24 protein-coding genes, 1 rRNA gene, 1 other RNA gene and 1 pseudogene are annotated in these 26,343 nt (G+C 47.2%); 21 read left to right on the top strand and 6 right to left on the bottom strand.

Annotated features, from left to right (window positions below; all coding sequences use genetic code 11):
* Nucleotide 1: 1 nt before the first annotated feature.
* The gene (locus LRL21_RS09185; protein WP_240415477.1) at nucleotides 2–517 is read right to left on the bottom strand and encodes a hypothetical protein; all 516 of its coding nucleotides are present in this window, start codon (nucleotides 515–517) and stop codon (nucleotides 2–4) included.
* Nucleotides 518–653: 136 nt separating this feature from the next.
* Complete coding sequence (locus LRL21_RS09180; protein ID WP_240415476.1) at nucleotides 654–1,484, bottom strand: dienelactone hydrolase family protein; 831 nt, start codon at nucleotides 1,482–1,484, stop codon at nucleotides 654–656.
* A 214-nt stretch (nucleotides 1,485–1,698) separates the two neighbouring features.
* On the opposite strand from LRL21_RS09180, the gene LRL21_RS09175 reads away from it, so the two are divergent.
* Complete coding sequence (locus LRL21_RS09175) at nucleotides 1,699–2,565, top strand: alpha/beta fold hydrolase (RefSeq protein WP_240415475.1); 867 nt, start codon at nucleotides 1,699–1,701, stop codon at nucleotides 2,563–2,565.
* Here LRL21_RS09175 and LRL21_RS09170 read toward each other — a convergent pair.
* On the bottom strand, nucleotides 2,510–4,594 hold the full coding sequence (locus tag LRL21_RS09170) for a transglycosylase domain-containing protein (RefSeq protein ID WP_420832433.1): 2,085 nt from the start codon (nucleotides 4,592–4,594) through the stop codon (nucleotides 2,510–2,512). The two genes, LRL21_RS09175 and LRL21_RS09170, sit on opposite strands and share 56 nt — an antisense overlap.
* Nucleotides 4,595–4,849: 255 nt before the next feature.
* Between LRL21_RS09170 and speE the strand changes: the two genes are divergently transcribed.
* Nucleotides 4,850–5,677, top strand: a complete 828-nt coding sequence (gene speE, locus LRL21_RS09165) for a polyamine aminopropyltransferase (protein ID WP_240415473.1) — start codon at nucleotides 4,850–4,852, stop codon at nucleotides 5,675–5,677.
* 94 nt (nucleotides 5,678–5,771) lie between these two features.
* Complete coding sequence (speB, locus tag LRL21_RS09160; protein WP_240415472.1) at nucleotides 5,772–6,641, top strand: agmatinase; 870 nt, start codon at nucleotides 5,772–5,774, stop codon at nucleotides 6,639–6,641.
* Nucleotides 6,642–6,792: 151 nt separating this feature from the next.
* Here the strand turns inward: speB and LRL21_RS09155 are convergent, their stop codons facing one another.
* Both LRL21_RS09155 and LRL21_RS09150 read right to left on the bottom strand, forming a co-directional pair.
* The gene (locus tag LRL21_RS09155) at nucleotides 6,793–7,623 is read right to left on the bottom strand and encodes a metallophosphoesterase (protein ID WP_240415471.1); all 831 of its coding nucleotides are present in this window, start codon (nucleotides 7,621–7,623) and stop codon (nucleotides 6,793–6,795) included.
* 162 nt (nucleotides 7,624–7,785) lie between these two features.
* The gene (locus tag LRL21_RS09150; protein WP_240415470.1) at nucleotides 7,786–8,616 is read right to left on the bottom strand and encodes an AraC family transcriptional regulator; all 831 of its coding nucleotides are present in this window, start codon (nucleotides 8,614–8,616) and stop codon (nucleotides 7,786–7,788) included.
* Nucleotides 8,617–9,269: 653 nt separating this feature from the next.
* Between LRL21_RS09150 and LRL21_RS09145 the strand changes: the two genes are divergently transcribed.
* Nucleotides 9,270–9,686, top strand: coding sequence for a YwiB family protein (locus tag LRL21_RS09145; protein WP_240415469.1), 417 nt, complete (start codon nucleotides 9,270–9,272; stop codon nucleotides 9,684–9,686).
* A gap of 1 nt (nucleotide 9,687) precedes the next feature.
* Here the strand turns inward: LRL21_RS09145 and LRL21_RS09140 are convergent, their stop codons facing one another.
* A complete protein-coding gene (locus LRL21_RS09140; protein ID WP_240415468.1) occupies nucleotides 9,688–10,866 on the bottom strand; it encodes a S8 family peptidase in 1,179 nt (392 codons plus the stop codon).
* A gap of 366 nt (nucleotides 10,867–11,232) precedes the next feature.
* On the opposite strand from LRL21_RS09140, the gene rpoE reads away from it, so the two are divergent.
* From rpoE to LRL21_RS09055, 17 genes and pseudogenes are all read left to right on the top strand, one after another.
* On the top strand, nucleotides 11,233–11,823 hold the full coding sequence (gene rpoE / locus LRL21_RS09135; RefSeq protein WP_240415467.1) for a DNA-directed RNA polymerase subunit delta: 591 nt from the start codon (nucleotides 11,233–11,235) through the stop codon (nucleotides 11,821–11,823).
* Between the two features lie 389 nt (nucleotides 11,824–12,212).
* On the top strand, nucleotides 12,213–13,817 hold the full coding sequence (locus LRL21_RS09130; protein ID WP_240415466.1) for a CTP synthase: 1,605 nt from the start codon (nucleotides 12,213–12,215) through the stop codon (nucleotides 13,815–13,817).
* Between the two features lie 250 nt (nucleotides 13,818–14,067).
* Nucleotides 14,068–14,457: a response regulator gene (locus tag LRL21_RS09125; protein ID WP_240415465.1), complete on the top strand. Its 390-nt coding sequence runs from the start codon at nucleotides 14,068–14,070 to the stop codon at nucleotides 14,455–14,457.
* Between the two features lie 144 nt (nucleotides 14,458–14,601).
* Nucleotides 14,602–15,456: a class II fructose-1,6-bisphosphate aldolase gene (gene fba, locus LRL21_RS09120; RefSeq protein ID WP_240415464.1), complete on the top strand. Its 855-nt coding sequence runs from the start codon at nucleotides 14,602–14,604 to the stop codon at nucleotides 15,454–15,456.
* 126 nt (nucleotides 15,457–15,582) lie between these two features.
* Nucleotides 15,583–16,836, top strand: coding sequence for a UDP-N-acetylglucosamine 1-carboxyvinyltransferase (locus LRL21_RS09115; RefSeq protein ID WP_240415463.1), 1,254 nt, complete (start codon nucleotides 15,583–15,585; stop codon nucleotides 16,834–16,836).
* A gap of 82 nt (nucleotides 16,837–16,918) precedes the next feature.
* Nucleotides 16,919–18,265: pseudogene (gene rho, locus LRL21_RS09110) on the top strand (transcription termination factor Rho); the annotation flags it as partial.
* 301 nt (nucleotides 18,266–18,566) lie between these two features.
* Nucleotides 18,567–19,841 carry a radical SAM family protein gene (locus tag LRL21_RS09105; protein WP_240415462.1) on the top strand — a complete coding sequence of 425 codons (1,275 nt, stop codon included), beginning with the start codon at nucleotides 18,567–18,569 and terminating at the stop codon, nucleotides 19,839–19,841.
* Nucleotides 19,842–19,917: 76 nt separating this feature from the next.
* Entirely contained in the window at nucleotides 19,918–20,115 is a 198-nt protein-coding gene (rpmE, locus tag LRL21_RS09100; RefSeq protein WP_240415461.1) for a 50S ribosomal protein L31, read from the top strand.
* A gap of 94 nt (nucleotides 20,116–20,209) precedes the next feature.
* Nucleotides 20,210–20,608, top strand: coding sequence for a hypothetical protein (locus LRL21_RS09095; RefSeq protein WP_240415460.1), 399 nt, complete (start codon nucleotides 20,210–20,212; stop codon nucleotides 20,606–20,608).
* Nucleotides 20,609–20,652: 44 nt separating this feature from the next.
* An RNA gene (gene ffs / locus LRL21_RS09090) (signal recognition particle sRNA large type) lies at nucleotides 20,653–20,916 on the top strand.
* Nucleotides 20,917–21,084: 168 nt separating this feature from the next.
* Nucleotides 21,085–22,146, top strand: coding sequence for an ATP-binding protein (locus LRL21_RS09085; protein ID WP_240415459.1), 1,062 nt, complete (start codon nucleotides 21,085–21,087; stop codon nucleotides 22,144–22,146).
* Nucleotides 22,147–22,211: 65 nt separating this feature from the next.
* Nucleotides 22,212–24,002, top strand: coding sequence for a DNA polymerase III subunit gamma/tau (dnaX, locus tag LRL21_RS09080; protein WP_240415458.1), 1,791 nt, complete (start codon nucleotides 22,212–22,214; stop codon nucleotides 24,000–24,002).
* Between the two features lie 74 nt (nucleotides 24,003–24,076).
* The gene (locus LRL21_RS09075; protein WP_076237237.1) at nucleotides 24,077–24,388 is read left to right on the top strand and encodes a YbaB/EbfC family nucleoid-associated protein; all 312 of its coding nucleotides are present in this window, start codon (nucleotides 24,077–24,079) and stop codon (nucleotides 24,386–24,388) included.
* Nucleotides 24,389–24,485: 97 nt separating this feature from the next.
* The gene (recR, locus tag LRL21_RS09070) at nucleotides 24,486–25,082 is read left to right on the top strand and encodes a recombination mediator RecR (RefSeq protein WP_240415457.1); all 597 of its coding nucleotides are present in this window, start codon (nucleotides 24,486–24,488) and stop codon (nucleotides 25,080–25,082) included.
* 225 nt (nucleotides 25,083–25,307) lie between these two features.
* A complete protein-coding gene (locus LRL21_RS09065) occupies nucleotides 25,308–25,592 on the top strand; it encodes a DUF2508 family protein (protein ID WP_240415456.1) in 285 nt (94 codons plus the stop codon).
* 91 nt (nucleotides 25,593–25,683) lie between these two features.
* Nucleotides 25,684–25,953: a pro-sigmaK processing inhibitor BofA family protein gene (locus LRL21_RS09060; RefSeq protein WP_076237243.1), complete on the top strand. Its 270-nt coding sequence runs from the start codon at nucleotides 25,684–25,686 to the stop codon at nucleotides 25,951–25,953.
* Nucleotides 25,954–26,213: 260 nt separating this feature from the next.
* Nucleotides 26,214–26,343, top strand: a 16S ribosomal RNA gene (locus LRL21_RS09055); the annotation flags it as partial.

The following is a 26,343-nucleotide window of genomic DNA, read 5'->3' as shown; positions in this document are numbered from 1 at the left end:
GTTAAAGCAACGATTGAAGGCGGCTGCGGAGAGCAGACGGTAGCGGTTCATCCAGCAGGCTGTGCACGATTTCGCGATTCGCGCCTTTTTCAATGATATAGCTGAATAGCAGCTCGGCTTTAGAATCACGTTTCATCAGAGTATAGGCTGCTGCCCAGATTTCGGGGCTTCCCATGTTGAGGCTTTTCCAGTTACTTGTAACCCAAGTAGTCAGTTGACATATTCCTGATTCACTGTGAATGGCATATCGGCCTATAATATCGACAGGCAGATCGTTATCCTCCACAGACAGACGGAAGCTGCTGGCAAACGGATAATCACCGCTTGGCAAGCTAATAAAGTCGATGTCCTGCAAGGCTTGAGCAACAGCTTCAAATGGAGCCTCGGTGGTTAAGTCCCAGTCCCTAACCCGTTCCGTAAGGCCCAGAGCGTATAACAAACCGCTTCCGCCTGTTGCATAGGTAATTCCAGCTGCATCAAACCGCTGTGTGATTTGCTGAACAGATGCTAGATTCATTGTTCAAATGACTCCTATCCATATCTCATATTTGTATGTTCGCAGCCTACAGATGCTATGATACATTGATAATCATAACAGCCAAGCAGCCTCAAAGCCACTCAGGTGGTAGGGAGATGCTTGGCTGTTATTCATTTTATTCAAGAGTGGTGAGATGCTCCCGCATAAAGGTCAAGGTCTTGGCAAACGAGTCCTGAGCCGGCTCGGCTCGGTAAGAGGCTCGTGTATCATTGGCAAATGCATGTGGAGCGCCTTCGTAGATCCGATAGTCAAATGACTTGCCCTTCTGTTTCATAGCTTCAGCAAAGGCTGGAACCTGATCCGTGATTCGGGTATCCAATTCACCGAAGAAACCAAGCACAGGGCAGTTCAGCTGCGCAACCTGCTCCGCCTGCGGCAGGTTGCCGTAGAACACGACCGCGCCGCGCAGCTCGGCGTCGCGCGTGGCCAGCTGGGCGGATAGCATCCCGCCCAGGCAATAGCCTACCGCGGCAACCGGGCGCCGCCGCGACCCACTCTCGTACTCGCGCAGAAAGCCTGCGCTGGCCTCGAGCACAGCCACATACGCGGCCGTCTTCGTCCCGGCCGCGAGGATCTCCTCCAGCGTCTCGCCGATGGCTTGACCCTGTGCCTCGGGCAGAGCGCCAAGCGCTGCTGTGCGCACTTGTGGGTCACGCCATGCTGCCGGGGGCAGTGTATCGAGAAACCGCTTCGCGTCCTCGATACGCTGCTCCTGCAGCCGAGGCGGTTTGCCGCCTGCCTGATGGAACAGGTCCGGCGCAAAAGCGATAAAGCCGGCCTGCGCGAACCGTCTCGTCAAATCCTGAATATGGGGGTCGACACCCCATATTTCCTGAATAACCAGGACCGCAGGCTTCGCAAGCGGTGCCGGACCTTCGGGAAGCGCCAAATAACCCGAATATTGCTGATGATCACCATATTGTACCCATTCGCCATGCAGACCCATATGCGTACACACTCCTCTATTGAGTTGGCAATGGACGGCGTTACGGCCGCCTTTACCTTCAGAATAAGCGAGTAGGGCTGGGAATACAAGCCAACGATTGTTAAACAATTTTGACGAATCGTTTGAAAGGGGAAGCCATTCGGGTAAGAAATAGTAGCAGGTATGCCGCATGTTCAGCATATCATGCCAATCCTAATGACCGGAGGTACAGAGAATGGGACAATATATTCAGGTTGATGACAAGGTTAAGATATATGTTGAGGATATCGGTGAAGGGACACCTGTGTTGTTTATTCACGGCTGGCCTTTAGATCACACCATGTTTGAATACCAATTTATGCAGCTGCCACGTCAGGGCTATCGTTGTGTCGGGATCGACTTGCGCGGTTTTGGCCGATCTGACAGCCCGTGGGAGGGCTATTCCTATAATCGGCTGGCTGACGATATCCGTGCGGTAATCGATGAGCTTAAGCTGGACAACGCAGTTTTGGCCGGATTTTCACTGGGTGGTGCGGTTGCGATACGATACATGTCCCGCCATGAGGGTCACGGTATTGCCAAGCTGCTGCTGATGGGCGCCGCAGCACCCTCGTTTATCCAACGTAACAACTTTCCGTTTGGAGCTCCTGAAGAGCAGATTGAAAAACTGATGCTCGCTACACTTGCAGACCGCCCGCAGATGGTGACGGATTTCAGTAAAATATTTACCGACAAAGACGGCAGTGCAAGCTTTGAGGATTGGCTCCACCAGCATGCGGTAAATGCTTCGGCACAAGGCACCCTGCGGGCGTTGGAATCGCTGCGGGATGAGGACTTGCGCGGCGATTTGGCAAGCATCAGGGTACCTACCGCTATCTTTCACGGAGAGAAGGATCAGATTTGTTCCTTCGAGCTGGCCAAGCTGACGAATCGGGCTATTGCCAACTCCAAACTGGTCGTTTTCGAAGAAAGCGGACATGCCATGCTGTTCGATGAGCCGGACAAATTCAGTGAAGAGCTGACCGGATTTTTGGCAGATCATTCTACTAGTCGTTCCACCAGCGCTTCAGATCTTCCCACCATGATCTACCCTTCGGTTTAACAGGTGCGTTGCCGTCCTTTTTCGCAGGCTGCTCTGTGCAATACGTAGTAGGTTCTGTACCTTGGACAAAAGCCTCAGGTCGCGACTTGGGGCAGTCCTCGTTGGCAAGCTTGCCGCTCACGGGATCAATATTAACAGTCACCACGCCATCCGGGACAGGAAACAGCTTCGGCGGAACCGATTCTAACGACCGCTCGGTGAATTCAGCAAAAATCGGCGCCGCGACATGAGACTCTAGCGTACTGATATTACGATCCTTGTCATAGCCGACCCAGACGGCCGTAGAGAGCTCAGGTGTATACCCGACAAGCCAGGCATCGGTATTGGTTGTGCCGGTTTTACCAGCTACGGGCCGTTTGATCACGGTTGATACCCGGTTGCCAGTCCCCCCTTGCTCGAACACACTTTCCATCAATTGGGTCATGACATACGTATACGGAGGCTCGATTACCTGCTCTCGTTTGGGCTGGGCTTCATAGAGCACCCGGCCGCTGCGGTTCTCAATCTTAAGTATTGCTGTCGGTTCAACACGCACACCGCCATTGGCGAAGACGGCAAAAGCCGAAGCCATCTCGAACGGACTGACAGGGAAGGTTCCTAGTGCTAATGAAGGCAGCGGCTTCATCGGACTGGTGATTCCCATTTTGCGTGCCGTTGCGATTACGTTTTCTGCTCCTGTTTCAATGATGGAGTGGACAGCAAATATATTGTCTGATTTGGCTATCGCCTGCCGCAGATCAATCCAGTTGTAATAGACGCTGCCAAAATTATTGGGTGTATAGGTCTGCCGGCCATTATCGTAGGTGAAGGTGGTCGGTTCGCTTTTAAAGCGGGTAAGCGGTGTGAATTGCTTTTGCTGCATAGCGGTCACATACACAATCGGCTTGAATGCTGAGCCGGGCTGACGTGTTGTGGCGAACACGCGGTTAAACTGGTTGTCCGCATAGCTCCGTCCTCCAACCATGGCGCGTACATAACCATTACGTGGATCGATTGCGATCAGCGCTGCCTGCATGTCTCCATACGGTTCCATTTGAGCGGCGACGACCTCCTCGGCAATCTGCTGTGACGAACTATCCAGCGTGGTGTACACTCGAAGTCCGCCTTCATCAAATTGCTCCTCCGTTATGCCATACTGCTCAGTAGCCAGACTTCGCACATAATCCCGGAAATAACCGGCAATCGCTGGTTTACGCGGCTCAAGTGTTAAAATATTCAGCTGAACCTTGCCAGCATCATCGGCTTCCTGCTGTGTGATCATACCTGCTGTAGCCATGGTCTGGAGTACCGTTTGCTGCCGTTCCTTGGCGCTCTTCAAATCATAATAAGGAGAGAAATAACGCGGACCTTTGGGAATACCGGCCAGCATGGCGCTTTCCGCCAATGTTAAATTAGCCGCATCTTTTCCAAAAAACAGCTTGGCGGCAGCCTGTATACCGTAGGTGGAGTGCCCGTAATAGATTTGATTCAGATACTCGTCCAAAATCTCATCCTTACTCATTTGCAGCTCCATCTGCACGGCATAATACGTTTCCTTCAGCTTCCGCGTCCATGTGCGCTCATGCGATAAATACAGATTACGCGCCAACTGCTGAGTAATCGTGCCGGCGCCCTGCACCTTGGACATGTGCTGTATATTAACGACCGCAGCGCGTGCGATCCCTTTCAAGTCAAAGCCAACATGATGATAAAAGTTCCGGTCTTCTACGGCTAGTGTCGCCTGTATCAAATACGGGGATATTTCCTGGAGGGTAACGCTTTGGCTGTTTTTTCCGCCATTCAACGTATCCAGGACTTGCCCATGAATATCATAGATTTCGGTTGCAGGTGCCATTTTCGATACCGGAAGTGCCTGGGAGCGCATGTACAAGAGCGCTACAAAGAGTACAGCCGCACACATCAAGATAGTTGAAAATGTTAACGAGCAGAACGTTTTGAAGCGTTGAAAGCCATGGAGACCCGGTTTACTATTGGAGCTTTGCTGCTCGACACGGGAGGGGCGGTTGCTGGGCTCTTGGGACACGGTCATCCATCCTTTCGGTTATTTGCGATCCTGATTGCCTATAACACCAGTATGGAAAAAATCGCAAACCGCTAATCATCGGAAACCGTTATAATGTTAATTTATTTTGAACACGGCTCCTTTGGGCCGTTTAAGGTTGCATTTTCGAGTAGATACACTATAATACAACTTGACGCATAGCTATTGGCTGACGAAGCCAATCGACCCGGATTTTGGGGCTATATCGGCTTGAGATTCGTAAACAAGAAAGGTGAGATGAACATGGAATTATGGTACACAGAGAAACAAACGGAGCAGTACGGGATTACCGCGAAAATTCGCGAGACGCTTGTAACGGAGAAAACCGATTTTCAAGATCTTGCTATCATTGATACAGTAGAATTTGGTCGTATGCTCGTATTGGATGGTATGGTTATGACGACCGTTAAAGACGAGTTTGTTTATCATGAAATGGTGGCGCATCCTGCGCTGTACACGCACCCGAATCCAAAGCAAGTGCTGATTGTGGGCGGCGGCGATGGTGGTGTTGTTCGTGAAGTGATGAAACACCCGGGCGTGGAGAAAGCGGTTCTTGTTGATATCGATGGCAAGGTTATCGAATATTCCAAGCAGTATTTGCCGGAAATTGCCGGTGAGCTGGATAACCCACGCGTGGAAGTCATTGTTAACGATGGCTACATGCATATCCACGATCACAAAAATACATATGACGTGATCATGGTCGATTCGACCGAACCGGTAGGACCAGCGGTAGAACTGTTTAGCAAAGGCTTTTACCAAGGGATTTACGAGTCTTTGAAGGAAGACGGGATTTTTGTTGCACAAACGGATAATCCGTGGTTTAAGGCCGATTTGATTCAAAGCGTAAATCGTGATGTGAAAGAAATTTTCCCGATTGTCCGCGTTTATTGTGCCAACATTCCTACTTACCCAAGCGGTTTGTGGACCTTCACAATGGGCAGCAAAAAGTATGATCCGTTGCAGGTTGATGAAACTCAAATTCCTGATATCGATACTAAATATTACAGCCCTCGACTGCACAAAGCGGCTTTTGCACTGCCGAAATTTGTTGAAGATCTGTGTAAGTAAGACATTTGGATCGCAATAGTGGTCTTGAATTTGTCAGCAGTCCGCTTCTTCACAATCGGCTATACTGCTTATTTTAATGAAGGAAGTGTAAAGTATGCGTTTGGATCAAGCCTACTCCGGCAATGTATTTATATTAAGCTCCGATAACTATGAATCTTCCCGTGCTGTTATTTATGGTATGCCAATGGACTATACCGTCAGTTTCCGTCCGGGCTCGCGGTTTGGACCGACACGGATTCGCGAAGTTTCGATTGGGTTGGAAGAGTACAGTCCTTATTTGGACAAAAGTCTTGATGAAATGACGTATTTCGATGCGGGCGATTTGCTGCTTCCCTTTGGTAATGCAGCACGGAGCTTGGAAATTATCGGTGATTACGTGCGAGGCTTGCTGAAGGATAATAAATTCCCACTCGGTTTGGGTGGCGAGCATTTGGTTTCATGGCCGGTGTTCCGTGAAATGTATGCCAAATATCCCGATCTGGCGATCGTTCATTTTGACGCCCATGCTGACCTGCGTGAGCAGTATGAGGGCGAGCCGTTATCCCATTCCACACCGCTTCGTAAAGCAGCAGGCTTGATCGGGGGCCGCAATATTTATCAGTTCGGTATCCGTTCCGGCTCACGTGAAGAATTCCAATATGCGCGTGAACATATTAATTTCCACCCGTTTGAAGTACTTGAGCCGTTGAAAAAGGTGCTTCCGGAGTTGGCTGGTCGTCCGATTTATTTAACTATCGATATTGATGTGCTTGACCCTTCCTGCGCACCAGGCACAGGTACAGCCGAAGCTGGGGGCATCACCTCCAAGGAATTGCTCGGTGCGATCCATGCGATGGCTGCTGCCAACCTGAATGTGGTTGGTGCTGATGTCGTGGAGGTAGCTCCCGCTTATGATCCGACGGAGCAAACCCAGATTGTGGCTGCCAAGCTGATCCGTGAAATTTTGCTTGGGCTTGTGAAGTAGCTTTTCTTGATTTCAAACATTTCCAGACATTAGTTTGGAAGCATTCATCCGACAGCCTGTTCGCCTGATGCGAAACAGGCTGTTTGCTGTGTATGGGGGGACTCGACTTCAGGGGTCTTATGCAATCGACAAGACACGGTACGGCTTGCATTTAACTGCATCGGAGCGTAAATACGCTTAGCTCAGGTCGGCAGAAGAAACGGATTGGGAGTACGGATACGCCAATACCTCGGTTTGTGTATACCTGCAGCTTGCCATCGCCAAGTGAGTAGTAGCCATCTGGATATTTGGAGCCGTAAGCAGGGGTAAACAAATGTCCGTAGAAAGGCAGGCGAACCTGTCCGCCGTGACTGTGACCGGATAGCTGCAAGTCGATTGGATGCTTCAGAGCCACATCTGCAAAGTCAGGACAGTGCGAGAGCAGCAGTGTAAAGGCATCACTCGGCACGTTGCGAAGTGCTTTTGGGAGGTCAGGCTTGCCATCCCACATATCGTCGACACCGCTTAGCCAGATCGTTGACTTTTCGCGTTTTAGGGGAATGGATTGATTCATCAGCAGAGCAAATCCGCTGTCCTGCAAAATGCGCTTTATCTTTTCGCTTTCCTTCCCATAGTAATCATGATTACCAAGCACAGCGCCTTTGCCAAGAGGGGCCTCCAGACGAGAGAGTGCTTGTACGGCAGGGGCAGCATCGCTGCCAACCGAATAATCAAATAAATCGCCTGTAAAGCAGATCAGGTCCGGCTGCAGTGACTGAATATGATCCACCAGCTTATTCAACTGCTCGACGGTGTAGTGGAAGCCAAGGTGGACATCGCTGAATTGGACTACACGCATGCCATCAAAAACCGAGGGCAGTCTCATCAGCTGTAAAGTTATCTCCTTTGTATAAAGCCAGTGAGGTTCTGCAAATCGGGCATACGTATATCCAGCAGTTGGTGTTAGAACGAGACCTGCCAGCGTAAATAAGCATTTTTTCATAAAAGCTCTCCGGTTCATATAAGCATTCATCCGTTCATTGTAGAGGTGCGTTATTCCCAATTTACTGTTTGGCTGGTATTGCGTATAAGTGCTGCGAATTCACCGAGGGGGACACCCAATTGCTCTGAGTTACAACTGTACACTATGGATTCGATTCTGTATTTATAGCAGCCGGTGCATGCTGCGGAAGGCGCTCGGTGTAATCCCTTCCTGGCGCTTGAACAGCTTAATGAAGTAACTGCAGTCCTCATAGCCGACTTGACGGGCAACCTCGCGGACCTCCAGCTCCAGCGGCTGCAATAACAGTTCCTTGGCTTTGCTTAGCCGATAACGAGTAAGGTAAGCAATCGGTCTTATCCCCATCGTTTGTTGAAATAACAGGCACGTATGCTGGGGAGTAACTCCAAGTTTATCTGCTATTTGCTGCATGGTAATGGGCTGGTCGAAGCTTTCTTCTATGAGAGCAAACACAGGCGCCAACTGCTCCATGTGCTGCTGCTTGGAGCGTACCTCCGAAGAAGAGGCATGTAGAAATAAATCAAGCAGCAATTCGTAAGCAAGTGCAGAGCATTCTGCGCTGCGCAGCGGATTTTGCGACTGCAGGGTGGATAAGATCGAATGCATAACGGCAAGCGTCACATCGGGATTCGGTAAATAAAGCACTGTTGAAGCCTGTACACGCATCGATTCCATCAGGCTGGCCATACAGGCCCCATTAAAGGTAACCCAGCGCACTGTCCATGGCGGGGTGATGGGTTCGTATTCATGCATGACTCCAGGGAATAGCAGCATGCCTTGCCCGCTATGCATGGTGTAAGTTTTTCCATCGACCTTTAACTGCCCGGTACCGTTCAAAGTTTGAATCCACTGATAGTCGGGAAAACCTTGCTCCCGCTTCATCATATTCTGATTGTGCCAGCCACCTGCTCCCGTGACATACACAGGCAGCCGCATTTCCATCTCGGTCATAACGGCAAATATATTCATATTCATCTGTCTGTGCCCTCAATTCCCTAAGCATATTCTTATGGTAACAATAAAATAACAGTATTGCCACCCTCCCAAACCCTCCCTATAGGGAGGGCCCCAAAGGGCGCTGCCCTCTGGACTCCCATGGCCGTGCGCAGAGTTTAGTGGTTCTGGACTCGCTTTCGTCCCTACGGGACACGCTTAACTGTTGGTGCGAGGGAGGATGGAGTGACTGTGGAGGGTTGGACTCGCTTTTCGTCCCTACGGGACACGCTTAACTGTCGGTGAGGGAGGGGTGAGTGACTTGTGGTGGAATGGGAGTCGCATCGTCCCTACGTGACTCGCTGGTGTTTACGGGACAGTGTACTACTTACTAAGTATTCAAGAACTCAACAGTTGCCTCCTCAAAGGTGTTGGATGCTTGGTGAATCATGAGCGGAGCGGCCAAATGGTCCTGGAGAAGCAGTAGCGTTCGCCTTTGTTCCCGTATTTTTATCTTTAAAATGTTTTATACAATCAAAAAAATAGGGGAACAACAGCGATCGGAAGGATATTTGGCCGCGCAGCGGAACGCATTCACCTGATTTCCGAACTTAAGTTTGAATAATTTGATTTCGTTCGCTAGACTAGAATGTACAAATCTTGCAGTTGCTGCGGTTATGATTTAGGAGGATACGATGAGTCAATCCATACAAGTGAACATACAGATAGAAAGTCGCATAGATGAGGATCCATTCACCCGCCACAGCGTTGAAGGGGATCTGTACCCAAAGGGGGATCATTACTATCTGCGATATAAGGATACAGATCCCGAGATGGCGGGGACGTCCACATTAATCAAGCTGGAGACAGGGCTTGTCCGAATCATACGGCAGGGTAATGTACGCTCAGAGCAAACCTTTGTTGCCGGTCAGCGGCTCAAGGGTTATTACGAGGCGCCGCACGGCAAGCTGGAGTTGGAGGCAGTTACCGAACAATTAAACATTCAATTGGAGCAAGGGCTGGGTACTGTGGATTGGAGTTATGAACTTTTTGTCATGGGAGAAAGAGCCGGGACCTATCGCCTGAGGCTGATTATTAGTGACAAGGCATAGGCTATTTCACAGCCAGTTTGGGTTTGATCACGGCGTTAACAGCTCTGAGTGCATGGATTTCTCGAATATTCATACCGGGTTTCGTCAATAGGCGGGCATGCCTTTTTACTATCGTCTTGATCTGAGTCGGGTTCAATCCTGGTTTTCGGGAAAGCATAAGCGCAACGACACCGGACACATGGGAGGTTGCCATAGAGGTGCCGCTGAGCTCGTGATATTTGCCTTTTAACCAGGTTGAATATATTTTTTCACCTGGTGCATAGATATCGATTGTTTTGCTGACGTTGCTGAAGGGTGCGATTTTGCCTCGACGTGTTGAGGCTCCGACAGCAATCACCTGCCGCAGGCGGGCTGGATAATCGATAATTTTTTGCTTGCCCTCATTGCCCGAGGAAGCGACCACAATCACACCGGATCGGAAAGCGTGCAGAACGGCGAGCTCCAAAGCCTTGCTGTAGGTCTTCATTCCAAAGCTCATATTAATAATATGAATTTGATTTCTGACACACCAATCGATACCGCCAATAATGTCAGACACAAAGGCGCTCCCTTGGTGATCAAAAGCCTTGACCGGATGAATGATTGCTTGTGGCGCTACACCAACAATGCCTTGCTGGCGGCTTGATGCGGCGGCGATCGTACCGGCGATATGGGTGCCGTGTCCGTTATCGTCATTTGGCAGTAAATGTCGATTGACCAGATTGACTCCGTACGAAAGGCAATGCCGTAAATCAGGATGCGAATAATCGGCCCCGGTATCAATGACCCCTACGCGAATACGATCACCTTTCGATTTGCTCCATGTTTGAGGCGCGCGAATATGTTTAACTCCCCATGGGATGCTTGACGCATGGCTTTGCGCTGTACCACTCGACGGCTGCACCGCATTGACAACTTTGACGGCATGAACACTCATGATTCTATCGGTTTCAATGGATTTTATATAAGGGATGGACGGAGGTTTGGCTGTTGTGTTCAAGGTACAGGAAATGGCATTAATGATAGCAAGCGGTTGAATATCAGGTAAGTGAACGGAATATTTGGCGGCAGCGTCAAGCTGTCGGATGCACTTATAATAATCACGGCGGCTTGAGAATCGGATGATATGCTTACAGTCGACGTTTTCGGTGTCCTGCATGGCTGCTGCTTCCAGCCAATTGATAAAAGTGGATGATTTCAATAGTCATCGGCCCTCCTGCACATCGTAAATGCCCTACCTAATCTTATGAAAAAAAATGTGATGTGGCATGTGCGTATAGCCTAGTAGAAATAAATGGGTTAACACCCGTGTCAGAAAGCAACGGGCATCATAGGATACATAGAGAGAATCCCATGGTTCTCTTCCCTTTCTCCATAAGGGCAGTAGGGCGGACGCTGTTTAAGTCCCCACGGATACAGTCAGGGCGAAGGGTTTTCCCTTCGCTTTTAAAATTTATAGGGGACAACCCGGAAGCAGTTGCTTTTTTACATAAAATAAGGTTTACTATTAGGAGTATAAGGGAACACGCAGTTAGATTTGTGAAAATGTTCGAGGGGATGTGCTTGAATGAGTGCGCAGTACACTCTAAAGGTCGGTATGGATAAGGCGAAAGAGATGCCAATGGTCGACCTTGCATTTGAAGTATTGAGAGCAGCGAATACACCATTTTATTATCGTGACCTGATGGCGGAAATTTCAAAAATTAAAGGTCTGTCTGAAGAGGCAGTCATGCAGGTAATCGCTCAATTATATACGGAAATCAATATCGATGGCCGATTTGCTTGTGTAGGATCGAACCTGTGGGGGTTGAAGCGCTGGTACCCGATCGAGAAATCGGAGGATACGGTGGGTAGTGGCAAACGTCCGCGTATTATTAACGATGAAGACGATGACATGGACGACGATGACATGTTTGCCGAGGAAGAAGATGTATTTGTAGAGGAAGAAGATTTCGATTCCTTCGATAAACCGGCTGAAGAAGATTTCGAAGCTGAGGAAGAAATCGAAGAGGAAGGCGAGTTCCTGCCTGAAGAAGAAATCGACGATGACGATGATAGTGACGATGAGGATCTGGATGATGAAGACGGCGATCTTGAGACCGATTTGGACACGCTAATCGAGGAAGAGCTTGAGGACGACGAAGACGAGGATAAATAGTTTGAATCGGTACCATCTACTTGACAGCAACCCACCGATGAGAGTAAACTATCTTCTGGGCTTTTGAAAAAGCTATTCAATTATGACTATAAAGTGCCCCGCTTTTGCCGGGGGACTTTTTATTTTTTTGCAACGGAATTTTGTCATGTTATTGCTTTGTGTCGTACCGCTTAAAGTAAAGCGTGTCCGTCAGGACGAAAGCGACCCGAATACAACACATTATCATGAACAGTCAGTGCGCCTAACGTAAAGCGTGTCCCAAGGGGACAGAAGCGAGCACAATACACGGCAGTCTGGATTCAAGTTGGGAGTCCAGAGGGCACAGCCCTTTGGGGCCCTCCCTGTAGGGAGGGTTTGGGAGGGTACAAACTAAGGGAGGTATTACATACATGACGAAGTATATATTCGTTACGGGGGGCGTGGTTTCCTCACTGGGAAAAGGCATTACAGCGGCATCGCTCGGAAGGCTGCTCAAGAACCGCGGATTAAAAGTAACGATTCAGAAATTTGACCCCTATATTAATGTTGACCCGGGAACGATGAGTCCTTATCAGCATGGCGAGGTATTTGTTACCGACGATGGTGCAGAAACCGATTTGGATTTGGGTCATTATGAGCGTTTTATTGATATTAATTTATCCAAGAGCAGCAATGTGACGACTGGTAAAGTGTATTCCTCCGTGATTACCAAAGAACGCAGAGGCGAATATTTGGGCGGTACGGTGCAGGTTATTCCACATATCACCAATGAGATCAAAGACCGGGTATTCCGTGCAGGCCGTGAAGCGCAGTCCGATGTTGTCATTACCGAGATTGGCGGTACAGTTGGCGACATTGAGAGCTTGCCGTTTATCGAGGCTATTCGTCAAATTAAAAGCGATATTGGCCGAGACAATGTGATGTATATTCACGTTACGCTCATTCCTTATCTAAAAGCAGCCGGCGAAGCCAAAACGAAGCCAACACAGCACAGCGTGAAGGAACTGCGTGGTTTGGGTATCCAGCCGCATATTATTGTATGTCGTACCGAGCATTCCCTGGGTGAAGATATGAAACGTAAGCTTGCGCTTTTCTGTGATATCGACACCAATGCGGTTATTGAATGTCATGATGTGGACACGCTGTACGAAGTACCGATGATGCTGCGTGAGCAGGGCATGGACGATATCGTAGTTAAACATCTTGGATTAACAAGCAATCCACCGGATATGACCGAATGGGAAAATCTTGTTCATCGCGTCAAATCTTTAGAGCATACGACTGAAATTGCAATCGTAGGTAAATATGTTGCTTTGCATGATGCTTATTTAAGCATTGTTGAAGCTTTGGGACACGCTGGCATCGATTGTAACACGGAAGTGAAGATCCGATGGATCAACGCGGAGGATGTTTATGATCATAATGTAGAGGAGCTGTTCCAAGGGGTCCAAGGTATTCTCGTGCCCGGGGGCTTTGGCGATCGTGGGATTGAAGGTAAAGTATCTGCAATCCGTTATGCCCGGGAAAATAATGTTCCGTTTTTCGGTATTTGCTTGGGTATGCAGGTTGCTGTCGTTGAATATGCGCGCAGCGTGCTGAATTTGGAGGGCGCTAACAGCTCCGAGATTAATCCGGCAACACCTTATCCGGTCATCGACTTGCTGCCGGAGCAAAAAGATATTGAGAACTTGGGCGGTACTATGCGTCTTGGTCTATACCCATGCAAGCTGGTGGAAGGATCTCTTGCGATGCAGTGCTACGATGATGAGCTTGTGTACGAAAGACACCGTCACCGGTATGAGTTTAACAATGAGTATCGTGAAGCAATGGAAAAGGCAGGCTTCCGGATCAGTGGTACATCGCCGGACGGACGTTTGGTTGAGATCATCGAATGCCCGACGCATCCTTGGTTTTTGGCAGTTCAATTCCATCCGGAATTTGCTTCCAGACCGAATCGTCCGCAGCGTTTATTCAAGCATTTTGTCGAAGCCGCTTTTACATTATCCCGAGTTTAATATAAATATGGCCTGATGGTAAGCATAGAACATCTTTCGACAGCATATATCCAACTATGGCAAGTAGCAGCAAAACTTCAGCATACCGCATGTACTCGATATTCAGAAAATGCATGAAATGTAAAACATTTCAACTTTTTCGAAAAAAGCAGCAGGAATCACGATACTTATATCGAATTTATCTTGATATGCTCGATGGGACAGGCCGGAATTCCGACAATCACGATCGTGGACTTGGGAGGCTGTATGGATGAAGAAGTTACTCATTGTAGATGATCAGAATGGGATCAGGATTTTATTGACGGAAGTGTTCAGCACCGAAGGTTACCAGACTTATCAAGCGTCTAACGGCAAGCTCGCACTGGAAATTGTCAGAACTGCATCACCTGATTTGGTTTTACTGGATATGAAAATTCCAGGTATGGACGGATTGGACATTCTCAAGCACATTAAAAGTATCGACGCTTCGATCAAAGTCATTATGATGACAGCTTATGGCGAATTGGATATGATCAAAGAGGCAACGGATCTGGGTGCGATTATGCATTTTACGAAGCCTTTTGATATTGATGAGCTGCGGCAGGCGGTTAACATTCATTTGGGAAAGCCCAAGAATAGCTCGTATGCAGTGGGATCCTGATTACAGGGTCTCTTTTTTTCTTATGACTATGAAAACAAACCAGCTTGGTTATCATTTGAATTAAACTATGATATAATAACGCAGTATGACAGAAGAGCGGTCTTTGATACTTGACTCGGTCAATAACTACTAGGAGGAAGAAACATGCCATTAGTTTCAATGAATGAATTATTGCCAAAAGCAAAAGCAAACAAGTACGCAGTAGGGCAGTTCAATATGAATAACTTGGAATTTGCTCAAGCAATTGTAGATGCGGCTGAAGAATTAAAGTCTCCTTTTATTTACGGTGTAAGTGAAGGAGCTTTGAAGTATATGGGTATCGAGTTTACTGTAGCCCTTGCGGAAGCAGCAGCGAAAAAATCCGGCTTGCCAATCGCACTTCATTTGGATCACGGCAGCAGCTTTGAAGTAGCAATGAAATGTATCCGCGCAGGCTTCAGCTCGGTTATGTTTGATGGCTCCCATCATTCTTTCGAAGAAAACATCCGTTTGACGAAGGAAGTTGTTAAAGCTGCGCGCGCAATGGGCGTATCCGTTGAGGGTGAGCTCGGTACGATCGGCGGCGTGGAAGATGACATCAGCGTAGACGAAGAAAATGCAAGCTTGGCTAAACCGGAAGAAGCGATTCGTTTCTACGAAGAGACTGGCGTAGATTGCTTGGCTATCGCAGTAGGTACTGCTCACGGTATGTACGCTGGTGAGCCTAACATTCGTTTCGACATTATTCAAAAGGTGTCAAGTGCCATTCCTGTACCTGTTGTACTTCACGGCGGATCTGGCGTACCTGATGAGATGATCCGTCAAGCAATCGCTGCTGGCGTAGGTAAAATCAATGTTAACACCGAGAATCAAGTAGCGTGTACAGATGCCATTCGTGAAGCTCTCAATAAAGACGCGAAAATCTACGATCCTCGTAAATACCTCACTCCTGCCCGCAAAGCTATGGTTGAAGTCGTTAAATCCAAAATTCAATTGTTCGGAAGTTCTAACCAAGCTTAATGTCTCCAATAGGAAATGCATCGTCATGGTGCGTTTCCTTTCTATATGCAAAGTACCCACCTGGATTTACCGCCCTAACTCAGTATGTAAAGCTTGACAGCAGTCATTTGGAGGGAAGATAAACGAATGGAGAAATTGATGGTCACCGGAGGTCGTCCCTTGCGGGGAACGGTCCAAATCAGCGGTGCCAAGAACAGCGCGATAGCGTTGATACCAGCTGCGATTTTATCGGAAACAACGGTTACGTTAGATAATTTGCCGGTATTGAGTGATGTTGCCATTTATTCAGAACTGTTGGAAGAATTGAATGCACCTGTAATTTGGCAGGGAGATCAGATGACTATAGATCCGAGCGCCTTGTTATCCAAGCCTATGCCTAATGGAAATGTTAAGAAATTGAGAGCTTCGTATTATTTAATGGGAGCGCTGCTTGGCCGTTTTGGAGAAGCAACTATTGGTTTACCTGGGGGCTGTAATTTTGAGCCGCGTCCGATTGATCAGCATATTAAAGGTTTTGAAGCATTAGGGGCGCGTGTAAGTACCGAAAATGGGTCTTTACGCATTCAAGCCAAAGAGCTCCGCGGAGCGAAAATTTATCTAGATGTAGTTAGTGTTGGAGCTACAATTAATATTATGCTGGCTGCTTCTCGGGCCAAAGGCGTCACTTTGATTGAAAATGCGGCAAAAGAGCCTGAAATTATAGATGTAGCTACACTATTAAATTCCATGGGTGCGAGAATCAAAGGAGCGGGAACCGAAACCATCCGTATTGAGGGTGTGGATTCCATGCATGGCTGTCGTCACTCGATTATTCCTGATAGAATTCAAGCTGGGACGTATATGATCCTTTCAGCTGCAACGCGTGGGGATGTTGTTGTGGACAATGTCATTCCTAAGCATTTGGAAGCTGTTACCGCCAAATTGCAGGAGATGGGTGTGGAGATTCAGGAAATGGACGAATCCATACGTGTGATCGGTAAGCCCGAGTATGAGAGTGTGGATGTTACAGCGCTTGTATATCCGGGGTTTGCAACTGATTTGCAATCGCCGATGACAAGCCTCCTGACACAAACAAAGGGTACCAGTATTTTGAGTGATTATGTATACAGCAATCGCTTCAAGCATGTTCCGGAGTTAACACGAATGGGTGCTAAAATCAAGGTTGAAGGGCGTTCGGCAGTTATCGATGGCGGTCAGCTTAGCGCAGCCAAAGTGAAAGCAACTGATTTGCGTGCAGGAGCTGCACTTGTGATTGCAGCACTGACAGTTCCTGATGGCGTCACTGAAATAACGGGCGTCGAATATATCGATCGTGGTTATGATCATTTGGTCAGCAATCTATCAAGCTTGGGCGCAGAGGTTTGGCGTGAGCAGGATTAGTATCGTATAGCCTCTACTTTTTTGGGTAATGCTAGAATAAGTTTCACAAAAGTACAAATTTAATAGTTTGGTGGCTGAGATCATGGATATACCTCTAGCGCAATTAGAAGCGCAGAAACTGACTGAATTGTATCAGTTAGCAAAAAAACATCAAATTCCTTCCTATGGCACTTTGAAAAAGAAAGAACTCATATTTGCTATTTTACGGGCACAGGCAGAAAAAAGCGGTCTGATGTTCATGCAGGGCGTACTCGAAATTTTGTCTGACGGCTTCGGTTTTTTACGTCCTATCAACTATTTGCCCAGTACAGAGGATATTTATATTTCCGCTTCGCAGATTCGTAAATTTGATTTAAGAAGCGGTGACCTCGTATCTGGCAAATGCAGACCTCCAAAGGAAAACGAACGTTATTTCGGCTTGCTCCAGGTTGAGGCCGTCAATGGGGAAGACCCTGTAACGGCAGCTGAGCGTCTTCATTTCCCTGCACTGACTCCTTTGTATCCGGAAAAGAAGATTTTGTTGGAAACTTCTCCGACGCACCTGTCGACTCGCCTTATGGATTTGCTGGCACCTGTAGGACTGGGTCAGCGCGGATTGATCGTAGCACCTCCGAAGGCCGGTAAAACTTTGCTGCTGAAGGAAATCGCCAACAGCATTTCAACCAATCATCCGGAAATCGAGCTGTTTGTGCTTCTTATTGATGAGCGCCCGGAAGAAGTAACGGATATGCAGCGTTCGGTTAAGGGCGAAGTTATTGCCTCCACTTTTGACGAGCTTCCTGAGAATCACATCAAAGTCGCTGAGCTTGTGCTTGAACGGGCTATGCGTTTAGTTGAACACAAAAAAGATGTCGTCATTTTGATGGATAGTATTACACGTCTGGCTCGTGCTTACAATTTAGTAGTTCCACCATCTGGCCGTACCTTGTCGGGCGGTATTGACCCGGGTGCTTTTCATCGCCCAAAACGTTTCTTCGGTGCTGCGCGTAACATTGAGGAGGGCGGCAGCCTGACGATTCTGGCAACGGCACTCGTTGAGACCGGCTCCCGTATGGATGATGTCATTTATGAAGAATTTAAAGGTACAGGTAACTTAGAGCTGCATCTGGATCGCAAACTAGCCGAGCGTCGTATTTTCCCTTCGATCGATATGCGGCGTTCAGGTACACGGCGTGAAGAAATGCTCCTGAGCAAAGATGTGCTGGATAAAGTATGGGCTATTCGCAAGAGCATGAATGAATCTCATGAATATGTAGAAGCTTTTATCAAGAAGCTGGTTGATTCCAAAACGAATCAGGAGTTCCTGGATACACTGGAAAAACTGGGTAATGGTTCTAGCAAACCACCGGTTAGCAGTAATTCCTCGTCGTCTGTAAATAAGCCTTTGGCTAACGGCTCTGCCTCTTCCGCGGTAAGCAAGCCATCATCCAATGGAAGTATGAATACTTCTTCTGCAGTAAGTAAGCCGCCATCAACCAGCAGCACTTCATCCGCAGCAAGCAAGCCGACAACCTCCAGCAGAACCTCATCAGCAATAAGCAAGCCATCGTCTGGCAGAAGCAGTGCGGCTTCGTCAGCTAGCAAGTCATCCGCCAGCACCAGCAGTTCTACAGCAGGTTCGGCTCCGTTGTCTTCCAGCAGTGAGGATACCTTGTCCCCAACGCCGAGTACAACTACCAAACGTGTGAAGAATTCTGCGTCGTAATTCAACAGGTTAGGAGTACAATGCTATGAATTTAGTTTACGCCGACCTCGACGGGAACTTATTTGACCATCCCGATTATATTGCGCTTGGCCGCAGCGGCGATATGGTCACTGATATTATGGAAGATGAGTTAATTCCATTGCCTGAAGGGGCAACCATGGTTAGCTTGCCTTTTACTAAGCCGATTGGGATTAATGTGAAGTCCGGAGACATGCAGGTTGTTCCCGGCGACGTACAGGCGGTTGGGGCGCTGTTACCCCAAGGTTTTACACGCCTGCTAATTCCAAGCTATGTGAAGTCGGATGCCAGTAAGCTGCTTCCTTTATTCGGTTATACAGCCGTTGTATGGAAAGATGGTGGGTTTTATGTAGCCGCGCATGCGACAGACGATCCCGAACCGTGGAATCCGCGTAACTGTGATCCGGCGGAGCTGGAAGTTCAGGTACAGCAGTTTTTGCAGCAATACGGTGACAATCGGGTATTCCAGCATCTGTCCAAATGTGCGTTGGAATATGAATGCCTGACCGCATCGAATACATTTTTAAACCGTTTGGAAGGGTCAATTCCGGTTTCCTTTTCCTGTAATGCCGGTTGCTTTGGCTGTATATCGGAGCAACCTGATGATAGCGGCTTTCTTGCGCCTCAGACACGCATGAACTTCAAACCGACTGTCGATGAAGTCGTACAGGTTATGCTCCAGCACTTAAAGACACCTGATAACATCGTGAGCTTCGGACAAGGCTGTGAAGGGGAACCTTCTACCCAGGCGCCTACCATTATTGAAGCGATCAAACGGGTTCGCCAGCAGACGGACGCCGGTTATATTAACATCAATACCAACGCCGGACTAACGGATCATATTCGGGGTATTGTGGATGCAGGCTTGAATCTGATGAGGGTCAGCACGATCAGCGCGTTGGATGATCACTATAATGCTTATTATAAGCCGCGCGGCTATTCACTCAAAAATGTGGAAAAATCGCTGCGCTATGCTGCCGATAAAGGTGTAATCACTTCAATTAACTATTTGATTTTCCCGGGAGTTACGGATCGTGAGGAAGAAATTGAAGCGATGATCGAATTCGTACGTCGTACCGATTTGAAGCTGATTCAGCTGCGCAACTTAAATATTGATCCTGAAAGCTATTTACAGCTGATCCCCAAGGCACAGGGTGAACTATTTGGTATGAAGCAAATGCTGGAGATTTTTGAACAAGAGCTTCCGGATGTGATTTTAGGCTCCTATACACATTTGCCTGAATCATTGAAACAAAGAAGGTACTTGCATCAGTCTCGTTAGTCATGCTATAATCTGCTCATGTGTTCAATTAGAACTCTGATTCACATGGTGTTTCAGGGCAAAAGAGGTGAAAGAAATGAAAGAAGCTATCCATCCAACTTACCACAACACAACAATTTCTTGTGCTTGCGGCAATGTTATTGAAACAGGTTCGGTTAAAGCTAATCTTCGTACGGAAATTTGCTCTTCCTGCCATCCTTTCTTTACCGGTAAACAAAAGTTTATCGATGCTGGCGGACGTGTTGATAAATTCAAAAAGAAATACGGCGTATAATCTGGCCTATTTCCACTATTTTATTGCATAAACCCACCTCCTGTGGCAAACCTAAGAGCGAAAGCTTTTAGATCATGCTGCAGGAGGTGTTTTTATGTCCAAATCTTATTTATTTACATGGGTATTGACAGGTGCTCTGCTCGTTATGCCTGTCGCACTTGCGTCTTGTCAGAAGCAAAACGCGGGCCCCAAGGCGCAATCGTACGCTCAGGATGGGCTGCTTGGAATCAGTGACGTGAATCCGAACATGCCAATGAGTCCAACCTATCATACGTATGGGGAAGACACGAATCTGATGCAGGCAACGATTGATCAGGTACCTCATGTAATTGATTCCAATATTCGAATTAATGGACCTGTAGCTACCGTCAATATTCATGTTCCGGCAGAACTTTCAGCTGAGGAAACGGCTGCTGTGGCGCGAGATGCGCAAGACAAATTAACCAAAGCGATGCCAAGATACACGATGAAGGTTACGGTTACCCGAAAATAAAGACGGGTTGCTATTTTGTAATGAATCGACTATACTTATGTTTGCCGTGCTAGACGGGGAGGCAGCGGTGCCCTGTAACCCGCAATCCGCTACAGCGGGGTTGATCGCCTACATGCGGTATTGCGATGTGAGGTTTGGGTTTTAGAATCGGTGTTGAGAGCTGGGTCCTTCGCAATGGATGCCTGTGAATCCGGTCAGGTTCGGAAGGAAGCAGCCGTAAGCGGGATGTTTCATGTGCCGAAGGGTGGCCTGGCTTGAGTCGAGACTAAAAATTCCGCTTGGATCGTAATATCAAAGTAGGTGCACGGTTATATTCAATTTATGTAACCAATAAGGTGTACGAACATACGAGCATTATGAACAGCCATTGTAATAGGTTGCTTCATAGTGTTTTTTTGTGTTTTTAGAAGGAAAATGAAATATTTAGGAGAATTGTATACTAAAGTTAACTTGGTTTGGTAGTAAGGGGTGGAGCGATGCAGCATGAACTCAATTTATTACAACAGTTTGCAGGCACTTTTTTAAAGGATATCAATATGGGGGTCTTTGTAATAAACACCGATTTTGAATTGGTGGATATTAGTGACATGGCATGCCGTGTATTAGGGTTGAAAAAAGAAGAGGTTATGAACCAATCGATGGATAGTATATTTGTCGAGCTTCCAGCGGAGCACCGTTTAGTGCATCGTAATATATTGGAAGGTATGGTCGTGCGTAATCATGCGCTGTCGTGGACTAACAATCAAGACCGATACGAGCTGCTGCTGGATTCTAATGTGCTTCGTAATGAGCAGAACCAAATTGTCGGGGCCTATATCATTTTTAAAGATGTCACTAATCTGCGCTCATTGGAAGAGCAGGTACGTAGAAGTGACCGGTTGGCAATGATTGGGCAGATTGCGGCAGGTACGGCCCATGAAATTCGTAATCCATTAACATCGATTAAGGGATTTCTTCAGATGCTTCGCAAAACACTTCAAATTCAGGGAATGGAACGTGAGAGCGGATTTGCCGATATTATGCTCGGTGAAATCAACCGGATTAATGAACTGGTCAGTGAATTTCTGCTTTTAAGCAAGCCGAAGAATGTAACATATCAATCGCTTGATATTTCTCAGGTTATTAAGGAAATGCTGCCGATCATTAATAATGAAGCTGTGCTGCATAGAGTCATTGTTAGATATGATGCTGCAGAAGAGCTGCCGCAGGTAATAGCGGATCGTGAGCTGTTAAAACAAGTTTTTTTGAACATATGCAAAAATGGCATCGAGGCCATGGTGGATGGCGGACAGCTGGTGTTGACAGAAAGAGTGGATGTAGAGGAGCGCATTGTTAGCATCGATATCCATGATTCAGGGCCCGGCATTCCAATGTTTGTTATTGATAAGATTTTTGATCCCTTTTTTACGACCAAGGATGAAGGTACCGGCCTGGGTTTGTCTGTGTGTCAGCGTATTATACATGATGTAGGTGGACATATCCGTGTTTCCTCCAAAGGCTTTGGTACTACGTTTACGGTAGGAATCCCGTACCCGTAAGTACTTCATTCGCGCGGGCAAGTGTAGTATACTATAGAGGATGAACCATTATTGGAGCTGACGCTATGGCACATATCGCTTTATACCGAACGTGGAGACCGCAGGCTTTCCGAGATATTGTAGGTCAGAAGCATATCGTACAAACACTTCAAAATTCGCTGCGCGAAGGGCGGGTTACACACGCTTATTTGTTTAACGGTCCACGAGGAACGGGGAAAACGAGTGCTGCCAAAATATTGGCCAAAGCCGTTAACTGCCTGAGTGGTCCTGCTGAAGAGCCATGCAACCAATGTGCCAATTGTATCCGTATTACGGAAGGTGCTGTGATGGATGTAGTGGAAATTGATGCCGCCTCGAATCGGGGGGTAGAAGAGATCCGCGATATTCGTGACAAAGTGAAATATGCACCTACCGAAGTTCGCCAAAAGGTGTATATTATCGATGAAGTACACATGCTGACAACTGAGGCCTTTAATGCGCTCCTCAAAACCTTAGAGGAACCGCCTCCGCATGTGATGTTCATTCTTGCTACTACTGAGCCTCATAAGCTGCCGGCGACGATTATTTCCCGCTGTCAACGGTTTGATTTTCGGCGTGTCTCGCTGGATGAACAGGCTGAACGTCTTCATCTGGTGTGTCAAGAAGAACAAATAGAGGCTGAGGAAAAAGCCCTCCGTTTCATTGCCCGTTTGTCTGATGGCGGGATGCGGGATGCCTTAAGCATGCTGGATCAAATTATGGCATTTTCGGGGAAACGCGTTACGTATGAAGACGTGGTATCGATTACCGGAGGAATGGCCTCAGATCAATTTCAAATATTGGTTGAAGCCATCAAGCGCCGGGATGTACCGGCTGTATTGCAACTAATTGAGGATTTTATGCAAGAGGGTAAAAGCGCGGATAAATGTATGGAGAATCTGCTCTATTACTTCCGCGATTTGTTGATGGTTAAGCTGGTTCCTGACTCACAGGCTGTCACGGATCGTATCCATGATGTCAAAGCGTTTGTCTCCGTGGCAGCGGCGTTTACGTCGCAGGAGCTCATTGCCATGATCGACTCGCTTAATTATTATCAGACAGAAATGAAGTACTCCGTTCAGCCGCAGACACTGCTTGAGGTTGCCTTGATGAAGCTTTGCAGTGTATCGGCAGCCGATTCAGGCGTAGCTGCAGCTTTGGAGTCGACCACCGGTGCATTGCCGGCGGCTGGAGAGTCGGCAACCAGAGATCGTGCGTCCGATGGGCTGGTAACCCAGCTAACCAGTCGGATTCAACGTCTTGAAGAGCAGTTGGCCCAGCTGTTGAAGCAGGGAGTTGGGTCGTCAGCAGCCAGTTCGAACAGCGGCGGTAGCCCTTCGGGAACTGGCATGCGAACCTCCTCCAATCCCGCAGCCATGAAGAAAAGCGTTGAGAAGCTGGATGGCTATTTGCTTGGCAGGGAAGAACCGGAATGCAAGAACGTGCTTCAAAAGTGGGGTCAAGTATTGTCCCGCGTTAAAGAGCAGAAAATAACGATTCATGCCTGGCTCGTAGACGGAGAGCCGGTCTCGCTGCATAATGATAACGTACTGGTTGCTTTTAAAAGCGCCATGCATCGGGAGACGACCGAAAAGCCAGCTAACAAACCGATGATTGAACAGGTAATGGCTGAAGTAATGGGTAGACCACTGAAGCTGGTTACCATAATGCTTAAGGATTGGAACGCTGCTTCAGATGAATCGAAGAATGTAGTCAGAAGTAAAGAAGAGCTTAAGCTTATTCCTGAGGGGGAGCCTGCTGCTCCTGCCAATGAACAATGGATCGACGAGGCCATCAAACTGTTTGGTGCCGATCTCGTAGAGATCAAGTCGGACTGATGAGCAATTAATTAAGGTACGGTACCTCATTTGAGGTACACAATGACACCTACATGACCGAGGAGCTGAATCGAATGAATAATATGAATCAAATGATGAAGCAAGTAAAAAAAATGCAAGAGCAAATGCTGAAAACTCAAGAGGAGTTGGCTCTTAAATCAGTTGAAGGAACAGCAGGTGGTGGCGTTGTCACGGTTGTCGTGAACGGCCAAAAGAAAGTAACCTCCATCTTGATTAAACCCGAGGCTGTTGATCCAGATGATGTTGAAATGCTGCAGGATCTTGTATTGACTGCCATTAACGATGCTATGACCAAAGCTGAAGAGCTGGCTAACAAAGAAATGGGTCGTTTAACCGGTGGCGTAAACATTCCAGGTTTATTCTAGTCCTCGAGTCCGATCATACTATAAGAGCGTGATCTTACAGGCGTTTCTCTATGAAGCGTCCTGTTTTTATGATCAGGCTCTATAAGGAGCTACCCCTTTGTTTTATCCCGAACCGCTAGCGAAACTTATCGATGCCTTTTCCCGATTGCCGGGTATTGGACCCAAGACAGCGGCACGACATGCTTTTCATGTGCTGCGCATGAAGGAAGAGGATTGCATCGAATTTGCCAAAGCTTTAGTCAATGTCAAAAGAAACCTGCACTACTGCTCGGTATGCTGTAACATTACGGATATGGATCCATGCCGCATTTGTCAGGACAAGAGCAGAGATCAATCCATTATCTGCGTCGTTCAGGAGCCTAAGGACTTAGTTGCTATGGAAAGAACGAGGGAGTTTAATGGTTACTACCACGTTCTTCATGGTGCTATTTCCCCAATGGAAGGTATTGGTCCGGATGAGCTTCGTATAGCTGATTTGTTGAAACGTTTGGGTGATGAACAGGTTCAGGAGCTTATTCTGGCCACCAATCCCAATATTGAAGGCGAAGCAACAGCTATGTATTTGTCTAGATTAGTGCGTTCCTTTGGGCTCAAAGTTACCCGAATTGCTCACGGGCTTCCTGTAGGAGGAGATTTGGAATACGCAGATGAAGTAACGCTGACCAAATCGCTTGAAGGGCGTCGTGAAATATAAGCTTGTGTTGAAAGCGAGTATTAATAATAAAAGAATGTTACAACGAAAGTCTTGCAGATCCTTCCTGCAAGGCTTTTTTATATTGTCCATAGTTCTATTAATGCTAACGAATCCATAGTTATAGAGTATTGGACAAACATATTAAATAGCAACTGAGAAGCTGTTGGGCAGGTTCTTAACTCTTGTATATCTTGTATATGTAGCCTTAAGGAGGGAACGGAACGCATGGGAATATGGGATCGTGTGACTCGTGAACAACGGAAGGATATGGAGCTTCTTAACAGTGAAAAGATACAATTGCTGCAGGAAATCGAGAAGGCGCGCTTGGAATGGCTTACGGCTCAGCATCGTCTGGATATCGTGATTGAACATGATCAAATTGATTATGCGATATATGCCCTGGAAGCTTCTCAGAAGCGATTGGACATGCTGTTTAAACAAGCCAAGAGGATGAATCTGTCTGCATGGGATGTACGCAACATGAATAATAAGGTTGCAACATTTAAATGAGGATATGTGATTTGCAAATGCTATAGCTTGCTCGAGCGGCGTTTATATAGCGGCTGGTTGCGCAAAGCTTTGGGAGGGGGAAATAAAGTACATGACAAAGCTGTATTTATTGTGGGGGATACTTAGTATTTCAGTCATTTTACTGATGATTATCTTATTTCGATATAGACAAGCTTTCCAATGGCTTGGATATCTTTGTTTCAATGTTGCATTAGCTGCTTTTTTATTGTATATTGTAAATCTGCTTGAAGGCTATACACAGCTGGAAGTGCCTATTAACCCAGTAACTGTAGGAACAATAAGTGTTTTGGGGATACCTGGACTTCTTATGTTGGTTGCTTTAAAGCTGTGGATTGTGTGAGAATGTGGTTGGAAATCGTAAGTATTTTTATTTTCAAAAAAGACTTGCATTAATCTTTGAAGTTGTGTTATATTAAAGAAGTCGCCGCTAAAAGAAAAACGATTAAAGCGGCAACGTGCTAAAGTAATAAATGCAGGCTATAAATGAATGATTTTTGTAGCAATTGTCCTTTGAAAACTGAATCAACGAGTGAGTAAATAGCAGTACAAGAGAATGTAAATTCTCGTCAGCAAGGAATGAGTACAAATCAAAGTTCTACCTTCATGGAGAGTTTGATCCTGGCTCAGGACGAACGCTGGCGGCGTGCCTAATACATGCAAGTCGAGCGGATTGTTCCTTCGGGAACAGTTAGCGGCGGACGGGTGAGTAACACGTAGGCAACCTGCCTGC

The sequence above is a fragment of the Paenibacillus periandrae genome, assembly GCF_022458865.1.
Classification (GTDB): Bacteria; Bacillota; Bacilli; order Paenibacillales; family NBRC-103111; genus Paenibacillus_S; species Paenibacillus_S periandrae.
The sequence above is the reverse complement of the archived record's forward strand: the minus strand, read 5'-3'. Positions and strand labels throughout refer to the sequence as shown.

Coding starts and splice junctions, on each gene's coding strand:
- LRL21_RS09185 (WP_240415477.1), bottom strand. CDS start 517: ATGAATCTAGCATCTGTTCAGCAAATCACACAGCGGTTTGATGCAGCT.
- LRL21_RS09180 (WP_240415476.1), bottom strand. CDS start 1,484: ATGGGTCTGCATGGCGAATGGGTACAATATGGTGATCATCAGCAATAT.
- LRL21_RS09175 (WP_240415475.1), top strand. CDS start 1,699: ATGGGACAATATATTCAGGTTGATGACAAGGTTAAGATATATGTTGAG.
- LRL21_RS09170 (WP_420832433.1), bottom strand. CDS start 4,594: ATGACCGTGTCCCAAGAGCCCAGCAACCGCCCCTCCCGTGTCGAGCAG.
- speE (WP_240415473.1), top strand. CDS start 4,850: ATGGAATTATGGTACACAGAGAAACAAACGGAGCAGTACGGGATTACC.
- speB (WP_240415472.1), top strand. CDS start 5,772: ATGCGTTTGGATCAAGCCTACTCCGGCAATGTATTTATATTAAGCTCC.
- LRL21_RS09155 (WP_240415471.1), bottom strand. CDS start 7,623: ATGAAAAAATGCTTATTTACGCTGGCAGGTCTCGTTCTAACACCAACT.
- LRL21_RS09150 (WP_240415470.1), bottom strand. CDS start 8,616: ATGAATATGAATATATTTGCCGTTATGACCGAGATGGAAATGCGGCTG.
- LRL21_RS09145 (WP_240415469.1), top strand. CDS start 9,270: ATGAGTCAATCCATACAAGTGAACATACAGATAGAAAGTCGCATAGAT.
- rpoE (WP_240415467.1), top strand. CDS start 11,233: ATGAGTGCGCAGTACACTCTAAAGGTCGGTATGGATAAGGCGAAAGAG.
- LRL21_RS09130 (WP_240415466.1), top strand. CDS start 12,213: ATGACGAAGTATATATTCGTTACGGGGGGCGTGGTTTCCTCACTGGGA.
- LRL21_RS09125 (WP_240415465.1), top strand. CDS start 14,068: ATGAAGAAGTTACTCATTGTAGATGATCAGAATGGGATCAGGATTTTA.
- fba (WP_240415464.1), top strand. CDS start 14,602: ATGCCATTAGTTTCAATGAATGAATTATTGCCAAAAGCAAAAGCAAAC.
- LRL21_RS09115 (WP_240415463.1), top strand. CDS start 15,583: ATGGAGAAATTGATGGTCACCGGAGGTCGTCCCTTGCGGGGAACGGTC.
- LRL21_RS09105 (WP_240415462.1), top strand. CDS start 18,567: ATGAATTTAGTTTACGCCGACCTCGACGGGAACTTATTTGACCATCCC.
- rpmE (WP_240415461.1), top strand. CDS start 19,918: ATGAAAGAAGCTATCCATCCAACTTACCACAACACAACAATTTCTTGT.
- LRL21_RS09095 (WP_240415460.1), top strand. CDS start 20,210: ATGTCCAAATCTTATTTATTTACATGGGTATTGACAGGTGCTCTGCTC.
- LRL21_RS09085 (WP_240415459.1), top strand. CDS start 21,085: ATGCAGCATGAACTCAATTTATTACAACAGTTTGCAGGCACTTTTTTA.
- dnaX (WP_240415458.1), top strand. CDS start 22,212: ATGGCACATATCGCTTTATACCGAACGTGGAGACCGCAGGCTTTCCGA.
- LRL21_RS09075 (WP_076237237.1), top strand. CDS start 24,077: ATGAATAATATGAATCAAATGATGAAGCAAGTAAAAAAAATGCAAGAG.
- LRL21_RS09065 (WP_240415456.1), top strand. CDS start 25,308: ATGGGAATATGGGATCGTGTGACTCGTGAACAACGGAAGGATATGGAG.
- LRL21_RS09060 (WP_076237243.1), top strand. CDS start 25,684: ATGACAAAGCTGTATTTATTGTGGGGGATACTTAGTATTTCAGTCATT.